Raw genomic sequence first — 19,793 nt, 5'->3', positions numbered from 1 at the left:
CCGCTCATCCGCCCCCGCACCCACCGCGGCCCTCACCCTCCTCGGGCGGATAGAACGCGGGCGGCTGGACCACGATCTTGGCCTCCTCGCCCTTGGGCGCGTCGAGGCACTCGATCCGACGAAACACGGTGGGCTCGTTCACCGAGACCCCACCATCGTTGTTGACCGACTGGAACTCGAGCAGCTCGGGATCCAGCGGCCCGGTGAAGTTGTCGAGGTTGTAGCCGCCGATGAACTCCCCGCACAGGACCGCATCGAGCCGCCACTGACCGATGCCACCGAACTGGATCTGCCCGCTCTCGACCCGCCCCTCGGCATCCATCGAGACGTCGTAGCGCAGCTCGCCCTCGCAGGCCCCGGGCTCGCTCTGGTTGGCATCGCCGCGCCAGCTCTCGTTGCGGATCGTGCCCCGCAGGTTCGGGGTGCCGTCGATCCGATGGATCTCGAGGGTGAAGATCGTCCACTGCCGCCGCCACTCGCGAAAGTCGTGGGACTTCCAGATCCCCTCCACGGGATCCTCGCACTGCGCCGGAGGGGGCAGCCGAGCGCGCTGCTCCGCCACGGTGCCGGCCGGAGCGCGACGGGGCATCGCCGAGAGCACGACGAACGCCCCGAGGGCGAGCCCGCCCAACGTCGACTGGATCCGGGCACGTCGCGGTCGAGCCATGGGTGCTTCGAATGGTCGCAGACGCGCTCGCCTTCGTCGAGCACGACGCGGCCGGGCCCCGCGAGCGAGACCCTGGCCCATCGCACGTCGCTCGGCCGCGCTACGGGGCGATGTTGAGCACCCAGTTGCCGGTGGCCCCGTTGAAGCCGTCCACCACCACCAGCACTTGCTCCCCGGCCGCCATGTTGAGCGTCAGCTGCGACTGCAGACCGCCGCCCGTGTCGTCGTTGCACGAGATCTCGGACCCACAGTCGGAGAACAGGCTGAGCTTGGTGTCGTAGCCCGATCCGAACGTATCGAACGTGAACAGGGCCGCCGCGGGTGCCGTGAACAGGACGACGCGATCGTTGCCGCTGGTCCCACCGCACGAGCCGTCGAGGTCGTCGTCGTCGGCCCCGGTGTTGCCCGAGGTCACCGCCGCGCCCGTGGCGCTGCCGATGTCCTCGTCCGCGCAGGCAAAGCCACCAGCACCGGGCGCGGTGATGTTGAGCACCCAGGCCCCGGTGGCCCCGTTGAAGCCGTCCACGACGACGAGCACGGTCTGCCCCGCCGCCATGTCGAGCTGGAGCTGCGACTGCAGGCCGACCGCATCGTCGTTGCACGAGATCTCGGTCGTGCAGTTGGAGAACAGGCTGAGCTTGGTGTCGTAGCCCGACCCGAACGTATCGAACGTGTACGTCCCGGCGACCGGGGCGGTGAAGGTGATGACGCGGTCGTTGCCGCCCGCCCCCCCGCACGATCCATCGAGGTCGTTGTCGTCGCCCCCCGTGTTGCCCGAGGTCACCGCCGCGCCCGTGGTGCTGCCGATGTCCTCGTCCGCACAGGCGAACGGGGCCCCGCACGAGCCACCGGCTCCGGCGCAGATGGGCTCGGCGATCGCCTCGTTGGCGCAGATCCCATCCCACTGGTTGCTGCAGCAGAACGGGTCGATCGCACAGATCGCATTGGTGCACGCCGGGTCGTCGCAGCCGGGCGTGCCGTTGGCCGCGCAGCAGTCACCCGAGAAGCCGATGCCCATGCAGCCGCTGGTGTCGAAGCTCAGGCAGTCGGGGTTGCACGCCAGCACGCCCCCGGCAAAGCCCAGCGTGGTGCAGTCCTCACCGGCCAGGTCGGCGCCGTCGCAGAACTCGCCCGCCTCGACCACACCGTTGCCGCACACGGGACCGCCGCCCGGACACGAGCCGCCCACGCCCTGGCACGCGAGCTCGCCCGCCGCCGCCGCGGCACAGGCCGCATCCCACGTGACGTTGCAGCACGAGGGATTGAACAGGCAGACCGCATTGGCACAGCCCAGATCGTCACACCCCGGCGTCCCATTGGCCGCACAGCAGTCGCCGCCGAAGTTGGTGCAGGCCGAGGTGTCGAGGCCCGAGCAGTCGGCCTGGCAGCCCAGGACGCCGCCGTCGAAGCCCTGGGTGGCACAGCTCTCGCCGCCGAGGCTGGCGCCATCGCAGACCTCTGCGCCCTGGATCACCCCGTCGCCGCACGTGAACGTGATGCAACCGCCGGTATCGAAGACACAGCCCGGCGTGCAGCCCAGGGCGCCCGCATCGAACCCCTGGGAGCTGCACGTCTGCCCGCCCAGGTCGGCCCCGTCGCAGGACTCCATGCCCTCGATCACCCCGTTGCCGCACGTGAACGTGACGCAGCCGCTGGTGTCGAAGGCGCAGCCCGGCGTGCAGCCCAGCATGCCCGCATCGAACCCCTGGCCGATGCACGTCTGTCCGCCGAGGTCGACGCCGTCGCACGCCTCCATGCCCTCGATCATCCCATTGCCGCACATGAACGTGACGCAGCCGCTGGTGTCGAGGGAACAGTCGCCCGCGCACGCGATCATGCCGGCATCGAAGCCCTGGGTCAGGCAATCCTCGCCTCCCAGGTCGGATCCATCGCACGCCTCGGCCCCCTCGACGAGGTCGTTGCCGCACATGAACGTGACGCAGCCCGTGGTGTCGAGGGTGCAGTCGCCCGCGCACGCGAGCGCGCCGGCATCGAAGCCCTGGGTCAGGCAATCCTCGCCCGCGAGCTCGACCCCGTCGCACGCCTCTGCCCCTTCGATGACGTCGTTGCCGCACGTGAACGTGACGCAGTCGGTGGCGTCGAAGGTGCAGTCGCCGGCGCACGCGAGCTCGCCCGCGTCGAAGCCCTGCGAGATGCAGTCCTCGCCGCCGAGGTCGTTGCCATCGCACTGCTCGCCGGCCCCGACGACGTCGTCGCCACACACCACGCCGGGACCGGTCGAGTCGCTGGCGGTGGACTCACCGGACGTGGGCTCGCTCGTCGTGGAGTCGTCGGCCGTGGTATCGGCCGGTCCGGTGGTATCGCTCGTGCTCCCCGTGCCCGAGCCGGGTCCGACGCTGGTCGACTCTCCGGTCGGCCCCTCGGTCGGGGTCCCGACCTCGGTCTCTCCCGTCCCCGTGCTCCCGGCCGGCGGGAGCGCAGGAATGTCGTCGGTACACGCACCGAGGACGAGCAGCGTCCCCAGCCCCAATCGCCCCCATACCCTCGACTTCATTCGCAGGCCCACCAAAAAACGGTACGGCAGGACGCCCTCGAGCGGAAGCAGAAACGACCCTAGTCGAGCACGATCATCAGCGGACCCTTGGGTGCGAGATCCTCGGGCCCCAGCCCATCCCATGCGGGATGATCGGCCTCGTAGCGCTCGGCCCGGAACACCGAGGTGCCCAGCTGATACTCCCACTCGACGTCGCCCACGGCGGAGACCTCGAAGATGCGGCCCGCCGGGCCATCGCAGACGAGGGTGCGCCCGTCGGAGATCCGATCGGACCCCGAGATGAACGACGCGAAGAAGGTCCCCGGATCCTCGTAGATCCACGAAGGCGCGGCTGGCTCGTAGGTCAGCCCATCGAGCGGATAGGTCCCATCGTCCTGGGCGGGGGTATCGATCTCCACCACCCGCGAGTAGGGCCGGAAGTCCGGGTCGCCGTTGTCGAACACGAGGATGTTCTCGGCCCCCGGCTTGCCCGCCGGGATCCAGCGAGGGTCGTGCTGGAACCACAATTGGCGGTCGAGGATGGGATCACCGGCATCGTAGGTGGCGGGGTTGCCCCAGCGATAGAGGAGATCGCCACCGCGTCCCGCGTTGCCCCCCACGCTGTCCGCGGCCTCGAGCGTGGACGTGGAGTGGTCGATGATCCAGATCTCGGAGAAGGTCCGCGGACTGAGCACGATCTGATCGAGCGCCGCGTTGTAGGCCACCGCATTGACGTGGGTCCAGTCGGGGCGAGGCGAGGTCCCCGGGCGCACCCAGTTGATGTCGATGCGCTCGGGTCGAGCGCCCACCACGTCGTAGTCGGTCGCCAGCGGATCGAAGTCCTGGACCAAGTGGTCCCACACATGCCATTCCCACACGATCTGATCGGTGGCCGGGTCGACCTCGACGATGAAATCCGACCAAAGGCCGTCCATCGACAGGTGCGCCGGATCGCGCCCGGCCGCGATGGCTTCCTCCACCGTGTGCATCTCGTAGGCGACGATCAGCACGTGCCCATTGGGCAGCACCGCGATGTCGTGGTGCGCCAGGATCTCGGGGCCGGTGTGCTCGTACTGCCACACGAGGTTGCCGTCCCAGTCGAACTCCTCGACGATTCCGCCGGAGCCGCTGACCAGCTCGACGGCGGGGCTGGGATCGCGTGCGACCCGGATCATGTGCCCCTGGGGCAACATGTAGGCCGAGTTGGCCGGAAAGGTCGCGCTCTCCCAGGCGTTGATCTCCATGCCGTCGGCGTCCATCAAGTAGGTGAAGCGCGAGCCGAGCGGGGCGATCAGGGTGTAGCCGCGCGGGTCGGCGAAGCTGGGCTCGCCGGTGGTGCCCGTGCTGCCGTCGGTGGTCTCGCTGCCCGAGGAGCTGCCGGAGGTGGTCTCGTCCGAGGTGGTCGAGCCCACGCCGGTGCTGGACTCGTCGACCGTGCCGGAGGAGGTGCCGGGCGGGGTCCCGGTGGAACCCGAGGTGGTGATGTCGCCCGTGCTCGAGCTCGCCTCGGACGTCACTGGCAAGCCATCGTCGCCGCACGCGATCAGGAGTGATGCAGTGAAGCCGACGAGCGCTCGACGGGTGCGAATCGACGAAACCATGGAGAGGATCCTAGCCAATGGCGGAGGATCTGCGCCAGGAGACGCACGCCTTGGGTCGGTCGCCCCCTCGACGTTGCGAAGACGCGAAGGCCGGAGCAGCAACGCTGCTCCGGCCTTCGGTCGAAGTCGGCTCCCGAACGGAGCGACCGGGGCTACGGACAGTCGCTCACGCCCATGCACGCGGGCTCGACGAGTGCCTCGTCGGCGCAGATCCCATCCCACTGGTTGCTGCAGCAGAATGGATCGAGCCCGCACACGGCCGCCTCGCAGCCCGGGTCGTCGCAGCCCGGCGTTCCGTTCGCCGAGCAGCATGCACCGCCGCCGCCGCCGACGCAGCCCGTGGTGTCGAATCCACACGCCGCATCACAGGCCAGCACGCCACCGCCGGCGAAGCCCTGCGAGATGCAGTCCTGGCCGGCCAAGTCGGCGCCATCGCAAGCCTCACCGGCCTCCGCCACGCCGTTGCCACACACGCCACCGGCACCGCAGTCGCTCACGCCCGCACACGCCGGCTCGACCAGCGCCTCGTCGGCGCAGATCCCATCCCACTGGTTGCTGCAGCAGAACGGATCCAGCCCACACACGGCCGCCTCGCAGCCCGGGTCTTCACAGCCCGGAGTGCCGTTGGCCGAGCAGCATGCTCCTGCGCCGCCGCCCGGGATGCACATCGACGTGTCGAATCCACACGCCGCATCACAGGCCAGCACGCCACCGCCGGCGAAGCCCTGCGAGATGCAGTCCTGGCCGGCCAGGTCGGCGCCGTCGCAGGCCTCACCGGCCTCCGCCACGCCGTTGCCACACACGCCACCAGCGCCGCAGTCGCTCACGCCCGCACACGCCGGCTCGACCAGCGCCTCGTCGGCGCAGATCCCATCCCACTGGTTGCTGCAGCAGAACGGATCCAGCCCACACACGGCCGCCTCGCAGCCCGGGTCTTCACAGCCCGGAGTGCCGTTGGCCGAGCAGCATGCTCCTGCGCCGCCGCCCGGGATGCACATCGACGTGTCGAATCCACACGCCGCATCACAGGCCAGCACGCCACCGCCGGCGAAGCCCTGCGAGATGCAGTCCTGGCCGGCCAAGTCGGCGCCGTCGCAGGCCTCACCGGCCTCCGCCACGCCGTTGCCACACACGCCACCAGCGCCGCAGTCGCTCACGCCCGCACACGCCGGCTCGACCAGCGCCTCGTCGGCGCAGATCCCATCCCACTGGTTGCTGCAGCAGAACGGATCCAGCCCACACACGGCCGCCTCGCAGCCCGGGTCTTCACAGCCCGGAGTGCCGTTGGCCGAGCAGCATGCTCCTGCGCCGCCGCCCGGGATGCACATCGACGTGTCGAATCCACACGCCGCATCACAGGCCAGCACGCCACCGCCAGCGAAGCCCTGCGAGATGCAGTCCTCACCGGCCAAGTCGGCGCCGTCGCAGGCCTCACCGGCCTCCGCCACGCCGTTGCCACACACGCCACCAGCGCCGCAGTCGCTCACGCCCGCACACGCCGGCTCGACCAGCGCCTCGTCGGCGCAGATCCCATCCCACTGGTTGCTGCAGCAGAACGGATCCAGCCCACACACGGCCGCCTCGCAGCCCGGGTCTTCACAGCCCGGAGTGCCGTTGGCCGAGCAGCATGCTCCTGCGCCGCCGCCCGGGATGCACATCGACGTGTCGAACCCGCACGCCGCATCGCAGGCCAGCACGCCGCCACCGGCGAAGCCCTGCGAGATGCAGGTCTCACCGGCCAGGTCGGCGCCGTCGCAGGCCTCACCGGCCTCCGCCACGCCGTTGCCACACACGCCACCAGCGCCGCAGTCGCTCACGCCCGCACACGCCGGCTCGACCAGCGCCTCGTCGGCGCAGATCCCATCCCACTGGTTGCTGCAGCAGAACGGATCCAGCCCACACACGGCCGCCTCGCAGCCCGGGTCTTCACAGCCCGGAGTGCCGTTGGCCGAGCAGCATGCTCCTGCGCCGCCGCCCGGGATGCACATCGACGTGTCGAATCCACACGCCGCATCACAGGCCAGCACGCCACCGCCGGCGAAGCCCTGCGAGATGCAGTCCTCACCGGCCAGGTCGGCGCCGTCGCAGGCCTCACCAGCCTCCGCCACGCCGTTGCCACACACGCCACCCACCGGGCAGTCGCTCACGCCCGAGCACGCCGGCTCGACCAGCGCCTCGTCGGCACAGATCCCATCCCACTGGTTGCTGCAGCAGAACGGATCCAGCCCGCACACGGCCGCCTCGCAGCCCGGGTCCTCGCAGCCCGGCGTGCCGTTGGCCGTGCAACATGCACCGGCACCGCCACCCGGGATGCACATCGACGTGTCGAATCCACACGCCGCATCACAGGCCAGCACGCCACCACCGGCGAAGCCCTGCGAGATGCAGTCCTCACCAGCCAGATTGGCGCCGTCGCAGGCCTCACCCGGGTCGATCACCCCGTTGCCGCACATGAAGTCCATGCAGCCGCTGGTGTCGAACGCACAGCCGGGCGTACAGCCCAGCACGCCGGCATCGAAGCCCTGGCTGATGCAGGTCTGACCACCGAGCGCCATGCCGTCGCAGGACTCACCCGGCTCGATCGCCCCGTTGCCGCACATGAAGTTCATGCAGCCGCTGGTGTCGAACGCACAGCCAGGCGTACAGCCCAGCATGCCGGCATCGAAGCCCTGCGTGATGCACGTCTCGCCGCCGAGCGCCATGCCATCGCAGGCCTCCATCCCCTCGATCATCCCGTTGCCACACATGAACGTGGCGCAGCCCGTCGTGTCGAAGGTGCAGTCGCCCGCACAGCCCAGGATGCCGGCATCGAAGCCCTGGGTCAGGCACGTCTCACCCGCGAGGTCGTTGCCGTCGCACGCCTCCATGCCCTCGATCATGTCGTTGCCGCACATGAACGTGACGCAGCCCGTCGTGTCGAACGCACAGGCACCGTCGCACGCGAGGGTTCCTGCGTCGAAGCCCTGCGAGATGCAGTCCTCACCCGCGAGGTCGTCGCCATCGCACGCCTCCATGCCCTCGACCATGTCGTTGCCGCACGAGAACATCACGCAGCTCGAGGTATCGAACGTACAGTCGTCCCCACACGCGAGTTCACCGGCGTCGAAGCCCTGCGAGATGCAGTCCTCTCCGGCCAGGTCGTCGCCATCGCAATCCTCCCCGGCGTCGACGAAATCGTCACCGCACACCGGACCAGGACCAGTCGTCCCCATCGTGGACTCGCCCATCGTGGTGTCGAGGGGCCCCACCGTGGACTCCGAGCTGCTCCCGGAACCGGAAGCGGAATCGATGCTGGTCGTCGAGTCCGGGTCGATCGTCGGGGTGGTCGTCGGACCGACCCCCGTGCTCGTCCCCGTGCTCTCGCCCGTGTCACTGGTCATCGGTACGATCGGTACGTCGTCCGCGCATGCGCTGGAGAGCAGCAATGCCCCCAGGCTCCATCTCAGCCAACTTCGCTTAGCCACCTTCATGGGCAGGTCCAGTCCTCCGAGGTGGACGTTACGAGAGGAAGGCCCAGCTCCGAAAGCAGGAATGACAGACTCGACGATGATTTTCTCGCGGGTCCGTACCTGACATCACGCAGCGTGCAGCAGCGTGCGCAGCATCGCCCTCAGGCGTAGCGTCCGACCTCGAAGAGCGCCTGCTGCATGGTCCGCGCGTCGCGAAATCGCTGATCCGGATCCTTGGCACACGCCTTGCGAAAGAAGGCGTCCATCGCCATCGACTTGCGAGGATCGGTGCTGCTCGGCAGGTGTCGGCTCGGGGGATCGGGCACCCGCTCGCGCTGGCACTTGAGCAGCTCTCGCGGGTGCTGGTCGAACACGTCCTCGAACGGGTGGTGCCCGGTGACCGCCTCGTAGAACGTCATTCCCAGCGCATAGAGGTCGGAACGGCCATCCACGGGCCCCTGCGGCCGGCTCTGCTCGGGCGGCAGGTAGCGAGGGTCGCCCAGGATGAGCCGAGGATCCTCGGGCGCCTCGTCGCCGAGATCTCGCGCGACCCCGAAGTCGATGAGCTTGACCGTGCGCAGATCGGGATCGTAGGCGTCGCGCGTGACGAAGATGTTGGCCGGCTTGACATCGCGATGCACGATGCCGCGAAGGTGCACGTAGCGCAGGGCCTCGAGCACCTGCCGAAAGATCTCGCAGACCACGTGCAGCGGCACGGTCCGGCCGCGCTTCATCGCCCCCACGATGTCGCGCCCCTCGAGGAACTCCATCACGAACCAGAAGAGGCCGTGCTCGGCGGTGGTGCCCACGTCGAGCACCCGCACCAGGTTGGGATGCGAGAACGATCCGCACAGCCGCGCCTCCCGGCGAAAGCGGCGTTGCTCGCCCTCCGGCACGTCGTCCTTCATGACCTTGAGGGCCACGTAGCGGTTCATGATCGGATCGAAGGCCTTGTAGACCTTGCCCATGCCGCCCTCGCCGAGGTGCTCGAGCACCTGATACTGCTTGTGGAAGCTGATGGTGGTGCCGGTCGGGAGCTCGAACGTCTCGCGCTCTTCGGTGGCCAAGCGGGGCGTGCCGTCGGTCATGGAGGCTCAGCCGACGGTACCGCAGCCCGTGCCAGCGCAACAGCCGGGCGATCCCTCGCTCGCCCGAATCGACTCCACTCCCGAATCTACGGATGATGCTCCGCGCCTTCGTCGGTCTCCGCCCGCTGGACCAGCCCCGTGCCGGAGGCCACGGTCCAAGCACCCTGCGGTGACTGCACGGTGACCGGCTTGGCCTCGAGCCCGCGCAGCATCGCGCGTGCGACCGTGATGGGACCCGGCGTGGGAGTGTCGATCTCCATGGGATCCTGGAAGATCATGGCGGGAGCATGCACCACCACCGCCTCGGTGACGGCGGCCGGCTCTCGTCGCTTGGGCGGCGCGACCACGAGCTCGAGGTCGGGCCCGTCACCATCGGCCGAGAGCGCGTAGACCCGACCCATCACCGCGGTGCCCGAGCCCTTGCGACCCTGGGCCGGAACCTCCTCGTAGAGGTCGAACAGGTGGAACAGGGCCCCGGGCGCCAGCTGTCGCGCGCGCTCGGCCGCCACCACCACGGTGTCGACGCGCGTGGCCAGGTGACTGCCCTCGGCCACCGGCCCCTGCAACAGCTCCACGTCGACCACGCGATCGGGCGTGAGCAGCATCGAGACCAGCAGCCACCGCTCCGCCGTGCTCGCCCGCAGCGGCGGGAGCTGGCCGTCGGCCAGCGGACGCCAGCGCACGAACATCACCTGCGCCGAGCGCCCGCCGGGATCGACGTCGACCAGGGGGAGCACCGCATCGGTGCCCGCGCTGCCCACCGAGGCCAGCCCGTCCTCGTAGGCCATCGTCAGCGACTTCTCGAGCTGATGCAGCAAGCGCCCGCGCTCGTGGACCGAGCCGAGATCGTCGGGCGCCACGGGCCGCATGAGCCCGGGCGGTGGCTCCGATGACGCATGGCCCAGGCCGAGTTCCTCGAACTCGCCCTCCTGGGCCATCCGCGAGCAGCCCGGGGCAGCGGCGAGGAGCAGCGCGAGACCCGTCCCGAGCACGGCAGCGGTGGAGCGACCCCATGGGGAGCGAAGGCGCATCGTCGAGCACGATAGCACCGCGCGGGAATCGTCGCGCCACCTCGCCCCCCTCGTCATGGCTTCAGCGCGCGATGTGCCGGGCGGGCCCCGGCCGCTCCTCGTCGACGCCGAGCTGCTCCTGTCGCTCGTAGGCGTAGTAGCGGCGCAGCACCGAGCGCACGTAGGCCCGGGTCTCTGCGAACGGGGGAACTCCCCCGTAGCGCTCCACGTTGCCGGCCCCGGCGTTGTAGGCGGCGAGCACCAGCACCATGTCGCCGTCGTAGCGATTGGCCAGGAGCCGAAGATACCGCGCACCGCCGTGGATGCTCTGGCTCGGATCGTAGGGGTCGCGCACGCCGAGCGCCTTGGCGGTCTTGGGCATCAGCTGCATCAGCCCCACCGCTCCCGCCCTCGACACCGCCTGGGCATAGAAGTTGCTCTCGGTGTGGATCACCGCGCGCAAGAGCGACTCGGGCAGCTGGTAGCGCCCGGCCGCGGCCCGAATGAAGCTGTCGTAGCGATGCAGGCGCTCCGAGTCGGACCGCACCGGGACGCGAGCCTCTCCGGCGGCCGCACGACCCCGAGCCACGTCGTCGCCCCCACTGCCCTCGAGCGACTTGTACAGCGACCAGTCGCCCTGGGTCCGCCCGGGTACGTTGGTCACGTGCAGCGTGCCATTGGCGTCGGTATAGGCGTAGTAGTTGTTGCGCCCGGCCTGGGCGAGTGGAGCACTCCCCAGCAGGGCGCCCAGGAGCGCGCCCAGGACCACGAGCGGGAAGAACGACGGCGCGAGCGACCGCACCGGGCAACCATAGCCCGAGGCGGCGGGTGGGGCGAGAAAGCGAAGGCCGGGGTCCGGCGAAGGCGCGGAAGTCGCGCAAGCGTGCCCTCGGGCGGGCTCGAACGCGCGCGCTCGATCACCGCGGCTGGTAAGCTCCCGCGCACTCGTGTCCTCCACCCCCGTCCACACCTCGCGCACGCTGGTCATCGGCAGTGGCCTCGCGGGCCTGTATTTCGCGCTTCAGGTGGCCGATCGGGGTCCGGTCACGGTCCTCACCAAGGCGCTGCCCGAGAGTTCGAACACCCAGTGGGCGCAGGGAGGAATCTCGGCCGTGTTCAGCGTGGACGACACGCTGCAGGCCCACGTGGCCGACACCCTGAAGGTCGGCGCGGGCCTGTGCCACGAGGACATGGTCGAGCGCACCGTCGAGCGAGCCCCTGGCCTCGTGCGCGATCTCGCCGATACCTACGGGGTCCGCTTCGATCGCGAGCACGGCGGCACCGAGGGCCCGTTCGCGCTGGGCCGCGAGGGCGGCCACAGCCACCGACGCGTGGTCCACCACCACGACATGACGGGCGCCGAGCTGGTGCGAGCGCTGCTCGCCGCCGCGCAGGCCCATCCCAACATCACCGTGCTCGCGCACCAGATGGTGGTGGACCTGCTGTCGTGGACCAAGGTCGATGGCACCCGCGGCTGCTTCGGCGCCTACGCCCTCGACACCCGCACGCAGCAGGTCTGCGCCCACGTGGCCTCGATCACCGTGCTGGCCGCCGGCGGTGCGGGCAAGGTCTACCGCTATACCAGCAACCCCGACGTGGCCACCGCCGACGGCGTGGCGATGGCCTATCGAATCGGGGCCACGGTGGCCAACCTCGAGTTCATGCAGTTCCACCCCACCTGCCTCTATCACCCCGAGGCCAAGAGCTTCCTGGTGAGCGAGGCGGTGCGGGGCGAGGGCGGAATCCTGCGACGACGCGACCGCAGCGACCTGATGGCCGGCCGCCACCCCATGGGCAGCCTGGCCCCGCGCGACGTGGTGGCGCGGGAGATCGACGCCGAGCTCAAGCGCTCGGGCGAGCCCTGCGTGTTCCTCGACGTCACCCATCGCCCGGCCGAATTCCTGCGCGAGCGCTTCCCCGGGATCCACGATCGCTGCCTGGCGCTCGGCATCGACATCACCACGCAGCCCATCCCGGTGGTGCCGGCCGCCCACTACATGTGCGGCGGCGTCGTGGTCGATCCCCAGGGGCGCACCGACGTGCCCGGCCTGTTCGCGATCGGCGAGGTGGCCATGAGCGGGATGCACGGCGCCTGCCGCCTGGCCTCCAACAGCCTGCTCGAGGCGGTGGCCCTGGCCGCGGGCGCGGCCGAGATCTGCGACGAGCAATTCCGCGAGCCCCCCGCCCGCGTGAGCCACTGGAACGAGGGTGCGGCCGTGGATTCCGACGAGGCCATCATGGTCAGCGCCAACTGGGAGGAGGTGCGGGCCCTGATGTGGAACTTCGTGGGCATCGTGCGCTCCGACAAGCGACTCGAGCGCGCCCGTCGGCGCATCGAGATGCTGCGCGAGGAGATCCACGAGTACTACTGGCGGTTCCGGGTCACCCGCGACGGGCTCGAGCTGCGCAACATCGCGTTGGTGGGGCACCTCATCATCGAGTGTGCTCGCCGACGCAAGGAGAGCCGCGGCCTGCACTACACTCTGGACCACCCCGAGCAGAACGCCGAGTTCGCGTGCGACACCGTCTTCAACAAGCGCCAGGGGCCCGACGCATGAACGCACGCCGCGGCTCACGATGGCTCGGGCTCGCGGTGGCGTTCGGCGTGGCGCTCGGGATCGGCTGCGGTCATCGCCAGGCCCGCTCGCCCACCCGCCTGCGCGACGCCCATGTGCAAGCCCTGCGCGCCGATGATCCCGCTGCGGCCTATGCCCTGCTCGCCCCCGAGGTCCAGGCCACGGTGTCGTTCGAGGAATTCGAGGCCCGCTGGAAGTCGGACTCGGCCGAGCACGCCCAGGCGATCGCCGCGGCAGAGTCGCTCGACCCCGCCCTCCAGGACCCGCTCCACGGAGGCACCACCGTGCACCCCGGCGGACGGGTGCTGCACTGGACGCAGGTCGACGACGCGCTGCAGATCACCGACGGACTCCCCGGACGCCTCGACACCAGCACCCCGGCCCAGGCCGTGCGGGCCTTCATCGCCGCGGTGCGCCGGGCGGATCTCGCCGAGTTGCGCAGCCTGATGCACGAGCCGCTGCTCGCTGCGCTCGAGGAGGACTGGAGCACCCGGGTCGACGCCATCGAGCGGGCGCTCGAGGAGCCCGGGGCCCTCGAGCTGAGCGCCGATCTCCACCGGGCCGAGCTGCGCTACGAGGGCAGCCGGGTGCTCACCCTCGAGCAGACCCCTGCGGGCTGGCGCATCACGGGGCTGCGCTAATGCCGCAAAACTCCGCACGCGCGGGCATACCGCGTTCGTAGCGGCTACTGCGCAAGCCCGCGGATCATCGTTCTCGCCAGAATGCGCACATTCGAGACCGCGGGGCCGGCGCAGGTCCGCGCAGCCCTCTGCGGGGCGATTGCGGCAATGCGGCCCAAGATGGACCTGCCCCTGCGGTCCACGCGCCTTGCCAGCGGACCACCGAGGCGTCAAACGGTGACCCAATCCGTATGCAACCGTCCTTCACCATCGGCGACAAGTCCGTGTACCCCGCCCACGGCGTGGCGGACGTGATCGGCCTCGAGAACAAGAAGATCGGCAGCGACGAGATCGCCTTCTACCACCTGCGGGTGGTCGGCACGGGCCTCAAGATCATCGTTCCGGTTCACAAGGCCGAGGAGAACGGGATGCGCTCGGTGGCCACGATCGAGGAGATCGACGAGATGTTCGAGCTCCTCCGCGACCACGAGATCCCCAACGACCGCCAGACCTGGAACCGCCGCTATCGGGGCTTCATGGAGAAGATCCGGACCGGCTCGCTCTTCGAGGTGGCCGAGGTCTATCGCGATCTGTCGCTGCTCAAGTCCCGCAAGACCCTCTCCCACGGCGAGCGGCAGATGCTCCGCACCGCGCGGGAGCTGCTGGTTCGCGAGCTGATGGCCGCGCAATCAGCGCAAGAGGCCGAGATCATCGACGCGCTCGAGGCTCCGTTCCGGCCCCAGCACTAGGCCCACGGGGCTCGCGGACTCGAGGGCGCGGCGGCCCGGACCGCATGGCTCACGATCCGAGCCCCTTTGCCCAGCCGACCGTAGCGGCTACAACGCGTCCCGTGGCGGTCGACAATACCGAGCAGGTCACCATCCAGATCTGTACCGATCCCTGGGAGCAGGTCGACGTGGACGCGTTCGTCTGCCCGACCAACTCCCTGGGCCTGATGTCGAGCTATCCGGCCAGCAAGCTGCGAGATCTCGCGGGCACCGCGATCGAGTCGCAGGTCCTGGCCCACACCCCGCTGGCCGTGGGGGCGGCGTTCGTCACCGGCGCGGGCTCCATGCGAGCCCGAAACCTGATCCACGTGGCCAACACCGACGAGCCGGGGGGCAAGGTCCAGGTCGAGGACATCCTTCGCGCAACGGCCGCAGTCCTGGTCGCGTGCCAGGTCAAGGGCTTCACGAGCATCGCCATCCCGCTGATGGGGGCCTTCGACCAGGGAATTCCCGCCGAGGAGGCCGCCCGCGCGATCCACAGCGAGTTCCGATCGTACCGCGGCGATCGCCCCCTCCAGGTGCTCTTGATGGCCAAGGACGCCGACGAGGTGGAGGTGTTCGAGATGGCGATCGAGGGGACCGGCTAGCGCGGGTCTGGTGGGCGGCCAGGGGCGCCGCACGGGCCTTGCGAGGAGCCTTCGGCGGGGTCGCGGAGCGCTTCGCCCTGTGTTAGTAGAGGCCGCGCACCGGACCCCTGCCCCATGGCCGAATCGTACCTCCCCGCATTGATGTTCGTGGTCTTCGCCCTGGGCTTCGCGGCCGTGATGCTCGGGCTCACCATGATCTTGGGCCCCAAGCGGGCCACCGCGATCAAGGACGAGCCCTTCGAGTGCGGCAGCGAGCCGATCGGCAGCCCCCGCGTCAAGTTCAGCGTCAAGTTCTACCAGGTCGCGATCCTCTTCCTCGTGTTCGACATCGAGGTCGCGTTCCTCTACCCGTGGGCATCGCTGTTTCGCGAGCTCAGCTGCTCGGTGCCGCTCGATGCGGCCGGCGTGTGCACCGGCGAGGCCTCGCTGTTCGGCCTGGTCGAGATGCTGATCTTCCTGGCCATCCTCGTCGTCGGCTTGGCCTACATCTGGCGCAAGAAGGCCCTCGATTGGGCATAGGCATTAGCTTGGGCATGAGTTCGGGCATGACGACCCTTGTCGACGCGAGGTGATTCGATGAGCCACCAAAACCCCACCTTCGTCCCCACCGTCCTCCAGGACGCCGTGAACTGGGCGCAGAAGTACAGCCTGTTCACCTACCCGTTCGCCACCGCCTGCTGTGCGATGGAGTTCATGTCGACGATGGGGGCGCGCTACGACATCGCCCGCTTCGGCGCCGAATTCCCGCGCTTCTCGCCGCGACAGGCCGATCTGCTGATCGTCATCGGCACGATCACCGAGCGTCAGGCTCCGGTGCTGCGGCGCATCTACGACCAGATGCCCGACCCCAAGTGGGTGATGGCGTTTGGCGTGTGTGCCTCGACCGGCGGCTTCTACCAGAACTACACGGTCATGCCCGGCGCCGATCAGGTCATCCCCGTCGACGTCTACGTGCCCGGCTGCCCGCCCCGACCCGAGCAGGTGCTCGACGGACTGATGGCGCTGCAGCGCCGGATCCAGGAGCACCGCGGGCACGTGCAGGCCGAGCTGGGCAACACCGCCGCCATCGGCTACCGCGACCGTCGCCACCTCCCCGTGCTCAGCGACGGCACCAGCATGACCCTGCCTCCCGAAGAGCGCATGCCCAAGGACGGCCGCGTCCGCTAGGGCCCGGCTCGCCCCTTCCGCCCTCCCCGCGTCACCAGCCCACTCGCCGGTACCAGCCGAAACCCAGCCAGATCATGGCCCAACGCGTCCTCGACCTCCTCACCGAACGACTCCCCCACGCCGTGCTCGAGTCGGGCACCTACGTGGGTGACGAGATGGCGCTGATCTCCCGCGACCACCTGCTCGAGGTCCTCGCGCTCCTGCGCGACGACCCGGAGCTCGACTTCGCCATGCTCAGCGACCTCACCGTGGTCGACTGGCTCGGCCAGGCACCGCGCTTCGAGGTCGTCTATCACCTCTACAGCCTGCGTCACAAGCACCGCATCCGGATCAAGGTGGGCGTGGACCAAGAGGAGAGCGAGTGCTGGGTCCCCTCCGCCACGGGCCTCTGGCACGCGGCGGCCTGGGCCGAGCGCGAGGCGTGGGACCTCTACGGAGTCCGCTTCAAGGACCACCCCGACCTGCGCCGCATCCTGATGTACGAGGAGTTCGTCGGCCACCCGCTGCGCAAGGACTACCCGCAGAACGCCCGGCAGCCGCTCATCCGGCGGCCCGACGCTCCTGCCACCGACGACCAGACCACCCGCCTCCTGGCCAACAGCCACGATCGCCGCGTGGAGTAGGAACGGAGCACCACCGTGACCGCTGCCAAGTCGATCACCACTCCCCAAGCCCCTCCCACGGTCGCCGAGAACCTCGCGCAGACCTACGACACCTCAGGACGTCAGGCCGGCGAGCTGCGGCTGTCCCCCTCGCTGCAGCAGTTCGCCGACGAGGCCGAGCGGCTGCCGACCGAGGAGGTCATCGTCAACATGGGCCCCAGCCACCCCGCCATGCACGGCACGGTTCGCATCGTGCTGCGCATCGACGGCGAGCTCATCAAGGACGCCGACGTGCAGGTGGGCTACCTGCACCGCGGGTTCGAGAAGGAGTGCGAGGGCTCGACCTGGTCGCAGATCTTCCCCTACGTCGATCGCCTCAACTACGTCTCGCCCATGCTCAACAACGTGGGCTTTGCGATGGCGGTCGAGAAGCTCCTGGGCATCACGGCCGAGATCCCCGAGCGCGCCGAGTACATCCGCGTGATCGCGGGCGAGCTCGCTCGCGTCAGCGACCACCTCACCTGCATCACCGCCTCGCTGGCCGAGCTCGGGGGCCTGACCACGTTCTTCTATGGCAACCGCGCTCGCGAGCACGTGTGGGACCTGCTCGAGGAGCTGTCCGGCGCGCGGCTGACCCACAGCTACGCCCGCATCGGCGGCGTGGCCTGGGACCTGACCGACGGGTTCGAGGACAAGGTCCGCGCCAAGCTGGTCAAGATCCGCGGCTACATCACCGACATCCGCAAGCTGGTCGAGCGCAACCGCATCTTCCTCGACCGCATGGAGAACGTGGGCTTCATCTCGGCCGCCGATGCGATCTCGTACGGCATCACCGGCCCCACGCTGCGGGGTTGCGGGGTCGACTACGACGTCCGCAAGGATCACCCCTACTCGGTCTACGACCACTTCGACTGGGTCGTGCCCGTCGCCGACGGGGGCGACAACCTCGCCCGCTACCTCGTGCGCATCGAGGAGATGGAGCAGAGCATGCGGATCGTCGAGCAGGCGCTGGTGCAGATCCCGCCCGGCCCCGTGATCATCGACGACCCCATCATCGCCCTGCCCGCCAAGCGCGAGGTCTACAACTCCATCGAGGGCATGATCGCCCACTTCAAGCTCATCATGGACGGCATCAAGGTGCCGCCGGGCGAGGCCTACAGCTACACCGAGGGCGGCAACGGGGAGCTCGGCTTCTACGTCGTCAGCGACGGCACCGGGCGCCCCTACAAGTGCCGCTGCCGCCCCCCTTGCTTCTACATCACGTCCGCGCTCCGCCAGATGATCGTCGGAGCCAACATCGCGGACGTCGTCCCCATCTTCGGCTCGATCAACATGATCGGCGGCGAGTGCGATAGGTAACAATGTCCAACCACGACAGCCGCTCCACCAGCTCGACCATCCCGCCCACGCCCGGCACGCTGCCGCCCCCGAGCGTGGCTCCGGCCCCGCGCGTGGGCATGGACCCGCGCCCGCACGCGCCCGAGGGCTGGGCCCCGCCGGTCGCGCCCAACCGACCCGCCGAGCCGACCGAGGGTCAAGAGACGGTGACCCTCACCATCGACGGCAAGGAGGTCACCGTGGCCAAGGGCACCAACGTGCTCGAGGCCTCGGGCCTGCTCGGCGAGGAGGTCTGTCACTTCTGCTACCACCAGGGGCTGTCGATCGCGGCCAGCTGCCGGCAGTGCCTGGTGGAGATCGAGAAGATGGGCAAGCTCCAGCCGTCGTGCCAGGTGCCGGTGGCCGAGGGCATGGTGGTGCACACGAGCAGCCCCACGGTCCTCAAGGCCCGCCGGGAGATGCTCGAGTTCACGCTCAAGAACCACCCCATCGACTGCCCGATCTGCGACAAGGCCGGCGAGTGCACGCTGCAGCGGCACTACATGGCGCACGACCACCAGCTCACGCGGGTGGACGTGCCCAAGATCAGAAAGCCCAAGCACAAGGACATCGGCCGCGAGATCGTGCTCGACGCCGAGCGCTGCATCCTGTGCAGCCGCTGCGTGCGGTTCTGTGAGGAGATCCCCGGGACCGCCGAGCTCACCATGAGCTGGCGCGGCGACCACGAGCAGATCGACATCGCCGACGGTCATCGGCTCGACAACGCCTACTCGATCAACACGGTCGACATCTGCCCGGTGGGCGCCCTGACGGCCAAGGACTTCCGCTTTGCGATCCGGGCCTGGGAGCTGCACGCCACGCCCACCACGTGCAACGGCTGCGCCACCGGCTGCGCGGTGGAGCTGCACACCAAGCACGAGCAGGCCTACCGCGTGGTGCCTCGCTTCGATCCCGCGGTCAACGGCCACTGGATGTGCGACGAGGGCCGCTACACCTACAAGGAGCTCGACCCCCAGGCGCGCGTGCACCGGGCCGAGGTCGACGGGGCCACCGTGCCCTTGGCCGACGCGATCGCCACGGTGGCCACCCGCCTCACCAAGGCCCGCAAGCTCGCGGTGGTGTTCTCGTCGAGCGCCACCAACGAGGCCAACGATGCCCTGCGCGAGCTGGCCGAGGTGCTGGCCACGTCGGTCAAGGGTCGCGAGGGCATCACGGCCACGCGCTACGTGCTGGGCCACCCGCGGGGCGAGGGCGACGCGATCCTCCGCGACGCCGACAAGAACCCCAACACCAACGGCGCCCACGATGCCGCGGCCGGGTCCGCGGGCGACGTGGACAAGCACGAGGCCGAGCTCGCGCTCGAGCTGGCCGGCCGGGCCTACGACGCGGTGCTGTTCCTCGACGACAGCGGCGAGCTGTCCGAGGTCGCGCTCGCGGGCCTGGCGAACATCACCTCGGTGTGCCTGGCCTCGCGCCGCACCCCGCTGTCCAGCGCCTGCTCGATCGTGCTGCCCGCGGCGAGCTGGGCGGAGATCCTCGGCACCTACACCAACCGTCAGGGCCTGCTGCGCGTGGTCCAGCCCGCGTGGCGACCCGAGCACGACCGCAAGCACCGCGCCGACCTGCTGCGGGATCTGATGCTGGCCATGGGCCTGCGCAACGTTGCGACGGCCAAGGAGCGCACGCGCCTGCTGGCCGACGAGCACGAGCACGCCGAGCTGCAGGCGCTCGTCACCGACCCCAAGGCCATGCGCCCCACCCTGCTGCGCTGGGCCAACATGCGCGGGTAGAGGCGCGATCGATCGA

At 69.6% G+C, this 19,793-nt stretch carries 16 protein-coding genes; 9 read left to right on the top strand and 7 right to left on the bottom strand.

Annotation, left to right across the window (positions count from 1 at the left end; genetic code table 11):
* Positions 1-4: 4 nt before the first annotated feature.
* From OEB96_RS33110 to OEB96_RS33080, 7 genes are all read right to left on the bottom strand, one after another.
* Positions 5-667 carry a hypothetical protein gene (locus tag OEB96_RS33110; protein ID WP_266220833.1) on the bottom strand — a complete coding sequence of 221 codons (663 nt, stop codon included), beginning with the start codon at positions 665-667 and terminating at the stop codon, positions 5-7.
* Positions 668-767: 100 nt separating this feature from the next.
* On the bottom strand, positions 768-3,182 hold the full coding sequence (locus OEB96_RS33105; RefSeq protein ID WP_266220832.1) for a hypothetical protein: 2,415 nt from the start codon (positions 3,180-3,182) through the stop codon (positions 768-770).
* 59 nt (positions 3,183-3,241) lie between these two features.
* Entirely contained in the window at positions 3,242-4,762 is a 1,521-nt protein-coding gene (locus tag OEB96_RS33100) for an aryl-sulfate sulfotransferase (protein WP_266220831.1), read from the bottom strand.
* Positions 4,763-4,914: 152 nt separating this feature from the next.
* Positions 4,915-8,142, bottom strand: a complete 3,228-nt coding sequence (locus OEB96_RS33095) for a hypothetical protein (RefSeq protein ID WP_266220830.1) — start codon at positions 8,140-8,142, stop codon at positions 4,915-4,917.
* A gap of 230 nt (positions 8,143-8,372) precedes the next feature.
* The gene (locus tag OEB96_RS33090) at positions 8,373-9,299 is read right to left on the bottom strand and encodes a serine/threonine-protein kinase (RefSeq protein ID WP_266220829.1); all 927 of its coding nucleotides are present in this window, start codon (positions 9,297-9,299) and stop codon (positions 8,373-8,375) included.
* A gap of 86 nt (positions 9,300-9,385) precedes the next feature.
* Complete coding sequence (locus OEB96_RS33085; RefSeq protein ID WP_266220828.1) at positions 9,386-10,330, bottom strand: hypothetical protein; 945 nt, start codon at positions 10,328-10,330, stop codon at positions 9,386-9,388.
* 61 nt (positions 10,331-10,391) lie between these two features.
* On the bottom strand, positions 10,392-11,111 hold the full coding sequence (locus tag OEB96_RS33080) for a lytic transglycosylase domain-containing protein (protein WP_266220827.1): 720 nt from the start codon (positions 11,109-11,111) through the stop codon (positions 10,392-10,394).
* Between the two features lie 145 nt (positions 11,112-11,256).
* On the opposite strand from OEB96_RS33080, the gene nadB reads away from it, so the two are divergent.
* From nadB to OEB96_RS33035, 9 genes are all read left to right on the top strand, one after another.
* Positions 11,257-12,867, top strand: coding sequence for an L-aspartate oxidase (nadB, locus tag OEB96_RS33075; protein WP_266220826.1), 1,611 nt, complete (start codon positions 11,257-11,259; stop codon positions 12,865-12,867).
* Entirely contained in the window at positions 12,864-13,526 is a 663-nt protein-coding gene (locus OEB96_RS33070) for a hypothetical protein (protein ID WP_266220825.1), read from the top strand. The genes nadB and OEB96_RS33070 overlap by 4 nt, the downstream gene beginning before the upstream one ends.
* Before the next feature lie 230 nt (positions 13,527-13,756).
* The gene (locus tag OEB96_RS33065) at positions 13,757-14,254 is read left to right on the top strand and encodes a CarD family transcriptional regulator (RefSeq protein ID WP_266220824.1); all 498 of its coding nucleotides are present in this window, start codon (positions 13,757-13,759) and stop codon (positions 14,252-14,254) included.
* 101 nt (positions 14,255-14,355) lie between these two features.
* Entirely contained in the window at positions 14,356-14,880 is a 525-nt protein-coding gene (locus tag OEB96_RS33060; protein WP_266220823.1) for a macro domain-containing protein, read from the top strand.
* A gap of 114 nt (positions 14,881-14,994) precedes the next feature.
* Entirely contained in the window at positions 14,995-15,399 is a 405-nt protein-coding gene (locus tag OEB96_RS33055) for an NADH-quinone oxidoreductase subunit A (protein ID WP_266220822.1), read from the top strand.
* 57 nt (positions 15,400-15,456) lie between these two features.
* Complete coding sequence (locus tag OEB96_RS33050; protein ID WP_266220821.1) at positions 15,457-16,047, top strand: NADH-quinone oxidoreductase subunit B; 591 nt, start codon at positions 15,457-15,459, stop codon at positions 16,045-16,047.
* Between the two features lie 74 nt (positions 16,048-16,121).
* Entirely contained in the window at positions 16,122-16,670 is a 549-nt protein-coding gene (locus tag OEB96_RS33045) for an NADH-quinone oxidoreductase subunit C (RefSeq protein WP_266220820.1), read from the top strand.
* Positions 16,671-16,685: 15 nt separating this feature from the next.
* Positions 16,686-18,008, top strand: coding sequence for an NADH-quinone oxidoreductase subunit D (locus OEB96_RS33040; RefSeq protein ID WP_266220819.1), 1,323 nt, complete (start codon positions 16,686-16,688; stop codon positions 18,006-18,008).
* Between the two features lie 2 nt (positions 18,009-18,010).
* The gene (locus OEB96_RS33035) at positions 18,011-19,777 is read left to right on the top strand and encodes a 2Fe-2S iron-sulfur cluster-binding protein (RefSeq protein ID WP_266220818.1); all 1,767 of its coding nucleotides are present in this window, start codon (positions 18,011-18,013) and stop codon (positions 19,775-19,777) included.
* Positions 19,778-19,793 lie beyond the last annotated feature (16 nt).

The organism is Paraliomyxa miuraensis (assembly GCF_026337845.1).
Taxonomy (GTDB): Bacteria; Myxococcota_A; Polyangia; order Nannocystales; family Nannocystaceae; genus Paraliomyxa; species Paraliomyxa miuraensis.
Note: the sequence above shows the minus strand (reverse complement) of the source record. Positions and strands in the feature narration are given on the sequence as shown.